The sequence below is a fragment of the Mycobacterium sp. 1423905.2 genome, assembly GCF_001673155.1.
In the GTDB taxonomy this organism is placed as follows: domain Bacteria; phylum Actinomycetota; class Actinomycetes; order Mycobacteriales; family Mycobacteriaceae; genus Mycobacterium.
In genome coordinates this window covers 1-8425 of the sequence record NZ_LZLE01000197.1, presented here as the reverse complement: position 1 = coordinate 8425, position 8425 = coordinate 1, and the positions used below count along the sequence as shown (strand labels likewise).

Annotated in this window: 7 protein-coding genes and 2 pseudogenes; 6 read left to right on the top strand and 3 right to left on the bottom strand. The window is 65.5% G+C overall.

Features of this window, described 5'->3' with window-relative positions; genetic code table 11:
• Positions 1-258: pseudogene (locus A9W95_RS11615) on the bottom strand (ABC transporter ATP-binding protein); the annotation flags it as partial.
• Between A9W95_RS11615 and A9W95_RS11610 the strand changes: the two are divergent.
• Positions 250-1053, top strand: a pseudogene (locus tag A9W95_RS11610) (ABC-F family ATP-binding cassette domain-containing protein); the annotation flags it as partial. The pseudogenes A9W95_RS11615 and A9W95_RS11610 overlap by 9 nt on opposite strands.
• A gap of 92 nt (positions 1054-1145) precedes the next feature.
• The gene (locus tag A9W95_RS11605; protein ID WP_067412358.1) at positions 1146-1346 is read left to right on the top strand and encodes a helix-turn-helix domain-containing protein; all 201 of its coding nucleotides are present in this window, start codon (positions 1146-1148) and stop codon (positions 1344-1346) included.
• Positions 1347-1409: 63 nt separating this feature from the next.
• Here A9W95_RS11605 and A9W95_RS11600 read toward each other — a convergent pair whose 3' ends face one another.
• Together A9W95_RS11600 and A9W95_RS11595 are read right to left on the bottom strand one after the other, a co-directional pair.
• Complete coding sequence (locus A9W95_RS11600; RefSeq protein ID WP_067412356.1) at positions 1410-1973, bottom strand: TetR/AcrR family transcriptional regulator; 564 nt, start codon at positions 1971-1973, stop codon at positions 1410-1412.
• A gap of 10 nt (positions 1974-1983) precedes the next feature.
• Positions 1984-4803: an aconitate hydratase gene (locus A9W95_RS11595; RefSeq protein ID WP_156746150.1), complete on the bottom strand. Its 2820-nt coding sequence runs from the start codon at positions 4801-4803 to the stop codon at positions 1984-1986.
• Positions 4804-4999: 196 nt separating this feature from the next.
• Between A9W95_RS11595 and A9W95_RS11590 the strand changes: the two genes are divergently transcribed.
• The 4 genes from A9W95_RS11590 to A9W95_RS11575 form a co-directional block, all read left to right on the top strand.
• Entirely contained in the window at positions 5000-5572 is a 573-nt protein-coding gene (locus A9W95_RS11590) for a DUF6676 family protein (protein ID WP_067412352.1), read from the top strand.
• 238 nt (positions 5573-5810) lie between these two features.
• Positions 5811-7238, top strand: coding sequence for an NlpC/P60 family peptidoglycan endopeptidase RipA (gene ripA, locus A9W95_RS11585; protein ID WP_067412349.1), 1428 nt, complete (start codon positions 5811-5813; stop codon positions 7236-7238).
• A gap of 9 nt (positions 7239-7247) precedes the next feature.
• Positions 7248-7970, top strand: coding sequence for an NlpC/P60 family peptidoglycan endopeptidase RipB (gene ripB / locus A9W95_RS11580; RefSeq protein ID WP_067412347.1), 723 nt, complete (start codon positions 7248-7250; stop codon positions 7968-7970).
• Between the two features lie 141 nt (positions 7971-8111).
• On the top strand, positions 8112-8425 hold a 314-nt coding region (locus tag A9W95_RS11575; protein ID WP_172826605.1), incomplete at its 3' end, for a MoxR family ATPase.

The following is an 8425-nucleotide window of genomic DNA, read 5'->3' as shown; positions in this document are numbered from 1 at the left end:
CAACATGTTCTGCGCAGCAACGGCTTTGGTGGCTTTGGCGCCGAGCTTGGCGGCTTGGCTGCGCAGCGCGGCGGCCTTGCGTTCGGCATTGGAGCGTTCCCGGCGGCGACGCTGCTCGTCGGTGGCGCGCGCGTCGAGATACTTCTGCCAGCCCATGTTGTAGACGTCCATCTCGCCGCGCACCGCGTCGAGGAACCAGACCCGGTTGACCACGTCGGAGATCAGGTCGACGTTGTGGCTGATCATGATCAGGCCGCCGCGCTGCGCAGCCAAGCCGCCAAGCTCGGCGCCAAAGCCACCAAAGCCGTTGCTGCGCAGAACATGTTGCGTCGCGCCGACCGAATGATGGCCGCGCTCGACGAAGAGCGTGTCGCCGACAAGGTGGCCCGCATCAAGTTCCCGGAGCCCGCCGCGTGTGGGCGTACCCCCTTGGTGGCCAAGGGGCTGAGCAAGTCCTACGGATCCTTGGAGGTCTTCACCGGCGTCGACCTGGCTATCGACCGCGGCTCCCGCGTCGTGGTGCTGGGACTCAACGGCGCCGGCAAGACCACGTTGCTGCGCCTGCTGGCCGGTACGGAGACACCCGACACCGGAGGACTGGAACCCGGCCACGGCTTGCGCATCGGCTACTTCGCGCAGGAGCACGACACCCTCGACAACGACGCAACAGTGTGGGAGAACATCCGCCACGCCGCGCCCGATTCCGGTGAGCAGGATCTGCGAGGTCTGTTGGGCGCGTTTATGTTCAGCGGCGCGCAGTTGGATCAACCCGCCGGGACGCTGTCCGGTGGCGAGAAAACGCGCCTGGCGCTGGCCGGGTTGGTAGCCTCCACCGCCAACGTGCTGCTGCTCGACGAACCGACCAACAACCTCGACCCGGCATCTCGGGAGCAGGTGCTCGACGCGCTGCGTAGCTACCGCGGCGCGGTGGTGTTGGTCACTCACGACCCCGGCGCGGCCGAGGCCTTGGAGCCGCAACGTGTGGTGCTATTGCCCGACGGTACCGAGGATTACTGGTCCGACGAATACCGCGACCTGATCGAGTTGGCCTAAAACCGGTCAAGCTATTTCGGCCAAACCCGCCCGCCGTCGACCCCCGGTTCTTACTGTAAGTGGCTGAGATCGGGACGACACGGGGAGACGCTATGCGGAAGTCGAGGAAAACACGCGAGCAACTGCTGCTCGAGTTGCGCCACGCCTACGAGGGCGGTGCCAGCATCCGCAATCTCGCCGCCAGCACCGGACGGTCCTACGGGTGCATCCACAACATGCTGCGCGAATCGGGAACCACGATGCGCGGCCGCGGCGGCCCCAACCACCGGACCCGGACCACACAGCCGGCGTAGGGGCGTAACGTCAGCGCGAAGTTTCGTCCCCTTGTCGCACTGGCGTTACGCGCCCGCCCCAAATCACTTGCGCCGCACCGAGTTCTCGACTAGGTCCAGTACGGCGGTGAGCCGTTGCGGGTCCTCGCCGGAGGCCAGCCGGGCCACCAGCCCGTCCAGCACCAGCTCCAAATAGGACTGCAACACGTCGTCGGGGACGTCGTCGCGCACGCGGTTGGCTTCCTTTTGCCGACGCAGCCGATCGTGCGTCGCCGCCGCGAGTTCCGCAGACCGCTCCGCCCAACCACGGTTGAACGCCGGATCGTTGCGCAGCTTGCGCGCGATCTCCAATCGGGTGGCTAGCCAATCGAATTCGTCCGGCGCGGCCAGCATGTCGCGCATCACCTGGATGAGCCCCTCACGGGAGGCCACGTCGGCCATTCGCTCGGCATCCTCGTGCGCCAAGGCGAAGAACAACGCGTCCTTGTCCCGATAGTGGTGAAAGATGGCACCACGCGACATTCCGATCGCCTGCTCTAAACGGCGCACAGTGGCTCTGTCGTAGCCGTATTCGGCAAAACACCGGCGAGCGCCGTCGAGGATCTGGCGGCGGCGAGCCGCCAGATGGTCCTCGCTGACTTTGGGCACGGCTAGCCGGTTAGCCCGACTTGAGCATGTTGCGCAGCACGTACTGCAAGATGCCGCCGTTGCGGAAGTAGTCGGCTTCACCCGGTGTGTCAATACGCACCACCGCGTCGAATTCGACCGGGTCGCCGGAGTCCTTGCTCGCCTTCACGTGCACGGTCTTGGGCGTCTTGCCGTCGTTGAGCTCTTCGATGCCGGTGATGTCGAACACCTCGGTGCCGTCCAGGCCCAGCGACTCCGCCGACTCTCCCTCCGGGAATTGCAGCGGTATGACGCCCATCCCGATCAGGTTGGAGCGGTGAATGCGCTCGAACGACTCGGTGATCACCGCGCGCACGCCCAGCAGTCGGGTGCCCTTGGCCGCCCAGTCGCGGGAAGAACCCGAGCCGTACTCCTTGCCGCCCAACACAACCAGCGGAATGTCCTGCGCTGCATAGTTTTGCGCCGCGTCGTAGATGAACGCCTGCGGCGCGTCGTCCTGGGTGAAGTCACGCGTGTAGCCACCCGAGACGTCGTCGAGCAGTTGGTTGCGCAACCGGATATTGGCGAACGTGCCGCGAATCATCACCTCGTGGTTGCCGCGGCGGGAACCGAAGGAGTTGTAGTCCTTGCGCTCGACGCCGTGCTCATCGAGGTACTTCGCCGCCGGGGTGCCCGGCTTGATGCTGCCGGCGGGGGAGATGTGGTCGGTGGTCACCGAGTCACCGAGCAGCGCCAACACCCGAGCACCCTTGATGTCGCTGACCGGTTCCGGCTCGGCCGACATCCCGTCGAAGTACGGAGGCTTGCGCACGTAGGTTGAATCCGGGTTCCACTCGAAGGTGTCACCGCTGGGGGTCGGCAAGTTCTGCCACCGCTCGTCGCCCTTGAACACGTCGGCGTAGTTCTTGGTGAACATCTCCTGGTTGATCGCCGAGGCGATGGTGTCCGACACATCCTTCTGCGACGGCCAGATGTCTTTGAGGAAGACGTCGTTGCCGTCCTTGTCCTGGCCCAGTGGCTCGGACTCGAAGTCGAAGTCCATGGTGCCGGCCAACGCGTAGGCGACCACCAGTGGCGGTGAGGCCAGGTAGTTCATCTTCACGTCCGGGTTGATCCGGCCTTCGAAGTTGCGGTTACCCGACAGCACGGCGGCGACCGACAGATCGTTGTCGTTCACGGCCTTCGAGATCTCGTCCGGCAGCGGGCCGGAGTTGCCGATGCACGTGGTGCATCCGTAACCCACCAGGAAGAAGCCAAGTTTCTCCAAATACGGCCACAGGCCGGCCTTTTCGTAGTAGTCGTTGACGACCTGGGAGCCGGGCGCCATCGTGGTCTTCACCCACGGCTTGGAGGCGAGGCCTTTGTCCACGGCGTTGCGGGCCAGCAGTGCAGCGCCCAACATCACCTCGGGGTTGGAGGTGTTGGTGCACGACGTGATCGCGGCGATGACCACCGCACCGTGGTCGAGCACGAATTCGCCGTATTCGTCGGACTTCACCGTCACCGGGTTGCTCACCCGCCCTTCGGCATGCGCGGCGGCCGAATGCACCTTCGGCTTGTCGTCGGCATGGCCGTTCTGCGGCTGGCCGGGGTCGCTGGCCGGGAACGACTCGTCGACCGCCTCGTCCAGCTTCGAGTAATCCTTCTTCTCCGGGTCGTCACCGACGTAGTTGGGGATCTGCCCGCGGAAGGTCTTCTTGGCTTCGGACAGGGCGATGCGGTCCTGGGGACGCTTGGGCCCGGCGATCGACGGCACCACGGTGGACAGGTCCAGCTCCAGGTACTCCGAGAAGGCCGGCTCGTGCTGCGGGTTGTGCCACATGCCTTGCTCTTTGGCGTAGGCCTCGACCAGGGCCAGCTGCTCTTCGCTGCGGCCGGTGAAGCGCAGGTAGGAAATCGTCTCTTCGTCGATCGGGAAAATGGCTGCGGTCGAGCCGAATTCGGGGCTCATGTTGCCCAGGGTGGCGCGGTTGGCCAACGGCACCTCGGCCACACCGTCGCCGTAGAACTCCACGAATTTGCCGACGACGCCGTGCTTGCGCAGCATCTCGGTGACGGTGAGCACGACGTCGGTGGCCGTCACGGCCGGCTGGATCTCGCCGGTCAGCTTGAAGCCGACCACGCGCGGAATCAGCATCGACACCGGCTGGCCGAGCATCGCGGCCTCGGCTTCGATGCCGCCGACGCCCCAGCCCAATACGCCCAGGCCGTTGACCATCGTGGTGTGCGAGTCGGTGCCCACGACGGTGTCCGGGTAGGCCAACCCGTCGCGGTCCATCACCACGCTGGCCAGGTACTCGATGTTGACCTGGTGCACGATGCCGGTGCCCGGCGGCACCACTTTGAAGTCGCGGAAGGCGCCCTGCCCCCAACGCAAGAACTGGTAGCGCTCACCGTTGCGCTCGTACTCGATCTCCACGTTGCGCTCGAATGCGTCGGCGCGGCCGAACAAGTCGGCGATGACCGAGTGGTCGATCACCAGGTCGGCCGGGGCCAGCGGGTTGACCTTCTCCGCTTTGCCGCCCAGGTCGCCGATCGCTTCGCGCATGGTGGCGAGGTCGACGATGCACGGCACGCCGGTGAAGTCCTGCATCACCACCCGGGCCGGGGTGTACTGGATCTCGATGCTGGGGTCCGCCTCCGGGTCCCAGTTGGCGATGGCCTCGATGTGGTCCTTGGTGATGTTGCTGCCGTCCTCGTTCCGCAGCAGGTTCTCCGCCAGGACCTTTAGGCTGTAGGGGAGTTTCTCCGTATTGGGAACTGCGTCGAGACGATAGATCTGGTAGCTGTTGTCGCCGACCTTGAGGGTGTCACGGGCGCCGAACGAATTCACCGAATCTTTGCTAGTCACTTCAACTCCCAGGATTAAGTTCTTTCCGCCGACGGGCCGTGCCGACGGTAAATCGAATGCGTGAGCCACTTTAACAGTACGCTTGTCCTGCATTGCGTGGCCATCGCTGTTTTCAGTCTTGTCCGCAAAGGCGCGCGGTGAAACCCCCATAACCAGTCGCGTACGGTGCATCTAGCACTACGGCAGGAAGAGAATCATGACCGGGCAAGAGTTCGTCGGCCAGCTCCCGCAGATCATCCCGTTCCTACCGGCGTACATCCCGCAGGACGTCGACATCACTGCCATCAAAGCCCAGGTCGCCGCATCGGGGGTCAGCGCCCCACCTGCCGCCATGCCGGGTCTGCTCGACGTCGTCCACCATGCGCACGACGCAGGCATCGACCTCAAGATCGTGTTGCTCGACCACAACCCGCCCAACGACACCCCGTTGCGTGACATCTCGACCGTGGTCGGGGCCGACTATCCCGATGCCACCGTCCTGACCCTGAGCCCCAGTTATGTCGGTAGTTACAGCACCCACTTTCCCCGGGTCACCCTGGAAGCGGGCGAGGACCACTCCAAGACCGGTAACCCGGTGCAGTCTGCGCAGAACTTCCTGCACGAGTTGAGCACCCCAGAATTCCCTTGGACCGCGTGGACCATCGTCCTGCTCATCGGTGTGCTCGCGGCCGCCGTCGGCACCCGGTTCGCCCAGCGGCGTTTCAAGCAGCCAGCAACGACGCCCTCGGCCACCGAGACTGGCGACTCGGACACCACTACGGGCAACTAGCGGCGCGTATCGCCAGCGTATGGCGCTGAGGCGCTAGCCCGTTCTCTTGACCGGCAAAGCCGGCACATCACCGTTCGGTCACAGTAAACACACGTCCTGAGCGCAGTTTGTGACGTGCGTTCCGGCAGCGTCGGGTGTGACGTACGGTGCAAATGATGCTGTTGATGTTTAGCCACTTTTCCGTTAGTCCGGCCTGTTGCCGATTGTCCGTGTTGAGCCATTAGGAGACCTGAGTCTGATGAGACAGACACGTCGTGGCTCTGCTTCGCGACCGGTCGCCCGACTTGTGCGCCCGGCGATTCCGTCGGTCCTGAGCGTGGCGTTGTTGCTGTGCACACCCGGCCTGGCCGCCGCTGACCCGGGCCCCGATTCGATCGCCGCGCTGATTGCCGACGTTGCCCGGGCCAACCAGCGTCTGGAAGACCTGAGCGCGACGGTCGAGACGGAACAGGAAAGCGTCAACAAGGCGATGGTCGCCGTGGAAACCGCCCGCGACAACGCCGCCGAGGCCGGACACGAACTCGAAGTCAACCAGCAAGCGGTCAAGGACGCGAACGCCGCGATCGACGCCGCGCAGCACCGGTTCAACACCTTCGCCGCGGCCACCTATATGAATGGTCCTTCGGACGGCTACCTGACCGCGAGAAGTCCGGACGACATCATCGCCGCCGCGACGGCCACCCGAACGCTGACGGCCAGTGCTCAGGCAGTGATGGCCAATTTGCAGCGGGCCCGTACCGAGCAGATCAACAAGGAGTCCGCCGCGCGGGCCGCCAAAGAGAAGGCCGACAAGGCCGCCGCCGACGCGAAGACCAGCCAGGAGGCGGCGGTCGCGGCGCTCAACGACACCAGGCACAAGTTCGACGAACAGCGCGAGGAAGTCAATCGTCTGGCCGCCGAACGCGACGCGGCGCAGGCCAAATTGGAAGCCGTCCGCCTCGCGGCCGCGCACAGTTGGTCGGCCGGCGCCGGTGGTGCCGGCACCCCGCCCGCCGGGGACCAGTGGGACCACGGCACCCAAACCGGTGCGCGCCGGTGGGACGGCTGGGACCCCACGCTGCCGCAGATCCCCAGCGCCAACATCCAGGGCGACCCGATCGCGGTGGTCAACCAGGTGCTGGGTTACTCGGCCACCTCGGCGCAGGTCACCGCCAGCATGGGGCGGAACTTCCTGCAGCAGCTGGGCATCCTCAAGCCCAACGACACCGGCATCACCAACGCGCCGACGGGTTCGACGTCCGGGCGCATTCCTCGCGTCTATGGGCGGCAAGCCTCCGAGTACGTGATCCGTCGCGGCATGTCCCAGATCGGTGTTCCCTACTCCTGGGGTGGCGGCAACGCTGCCGGGCCGAGTAAAGGCATCGACTCCGGGGCGAGCATCACCGGCTTCGACTGCTCGGGGTTGGTGCTGTACTCCTTCGCCGGGGTCGGCATCAAGCTGCCGCACTACTCGGGCTCGCAGTACAACATGGGCCGCAAGATCCCCAGCGCGCAGATGCGCCGCGGCGACGTCATCTTTTACGGCCCGGGCGGCAGCCAGCACGTGACGATTTATCTCGGCGACGGACAAATGCTTGAAGCGCCCGACATCGGTCTGAAGGTGCGGGTGGCGCCGGTGCGTACCAGCGGCATGACGCCCTTCGTGGTCCGCTACATCGAATATTAACGAGGACGCATGCGCCACAAGCTATTTCGTCTGATCAACCTAGCCTGGATCACCGCAATGGTGACCGGGCTGCTGATCGTTGTGGCCGCCCCGGCCGACGCCGACCCAGAGCCGTGGGATCCCACCCTGCCCGCCACGGTCAGCGCGGGCGCACCGGGTGATCCGCTAGCCGTGGCCAACGCGTCGCTGCAGGCCACCGCGCAGGCCACCCAGACCACGCTCAACTTGGGCAAGCAGTTCCTCGGCGGCCTGGGCATCAACCTCGGCGGGGATCCCCCCGCTGCCAGTAGCGGCAACACCAGTCCCAGCCGGATACCCCGCGCCAACGGCCGGCAGGCGATCGAGTACGTGATCCGCCGCGGCGGATCACAAATGGGAGTGCCCTACTCCTGGGGTGGCGGCAGCCTGGAGGGCCCGAGCAAGGGCATCGACTCCGGCGCCAACATCGTCGGCTTCGACTGCTCGGGCTTGATGCGCTACTCCTTCGCCGGCGTCGGCGTCCTGATTCCCCGGTTCTCCGGGGATCAGTACAACGCGGGCAAGCACATTCCGCCTGATCAGGCCCGGCGCGGTGACCTCATCTTCTACGGGCCCAACGGCAGCCAGCATGTCACCATGTATCTGGGTAACGGCCAGATGCTGGAGGCGTCGGGGAGTGCCGGGAAGGTCACGATCAGCCCGGTGCGCAAGGCCGGTATGACGCCGTTTGTCACCCGGATCATCGACTACTGATCCCGGTTGGTGCCGCCGGCGCGGCTTTGCCCGGCGTCGACGGAATCCCAGACGCCTGGAATAGTTGAACGCGGGCACGTCGCTGCCCGGTGACATTGGTCGGGTCGGCAGTCGTGTCGGAAGAGCTGTGGAGGGTTGTTGATGACATCAGCAGGTGGCGGTTACTCGGGTCAGGGTGCCCATTCCGGGCCGCCGACCCAAGAAGCGCACCCCGGGGGTGCCGACGGGCTGGCCGCCGAAGTGCACACCCTCGAGCGCGCGATCTTCGAGGTCAAGCGGATCATCGTCGGCCAGGACCAACTGGTCGAACGGATGCTGGTTGGCCTGCTGGCCAAAGGACACGTGCTGCTGGAAGGTGTGCCCGGCGTCGCCAAGACGCTGGCCGTCGAAACCTTCGCGCGCGTGGTGGGCGGCACCTTCGCCCGTATCCAGTTCACCCCCGACCTGGTGCCCAC

Bases quoted from the DNA above. Each gene is read 5' to 3' on its own strand.
- A9W95_RS11605 (WP_067412358.1), top strand. From the start codon at position 1,146: ATGCGGAAGTCGAGGAAAACACGCGAGCAACTGCTGCTCGAGTTGCGC.
- A9W95_RS11590 (WP_067412352.1), top strand. From the start codon at position 5,000: ATGACCGGGCAAGAGTTCGTCGGCCAGCTCCCGCAGATCATCCCGTTC.
- ripA (WP_067412349.1), top strand. From the start codon at position 5,811: ATGAGACAGACACGTCGTGGCTCTGCTTCGCGACCGGTCGCCCGACTT.
- ripB (WP_067412347.1), top strand. From the start codon at position 7,248: ATGCGCCACAAGCTATTTCGTCTGATCAACCTAGCCTGGATCACCGCA.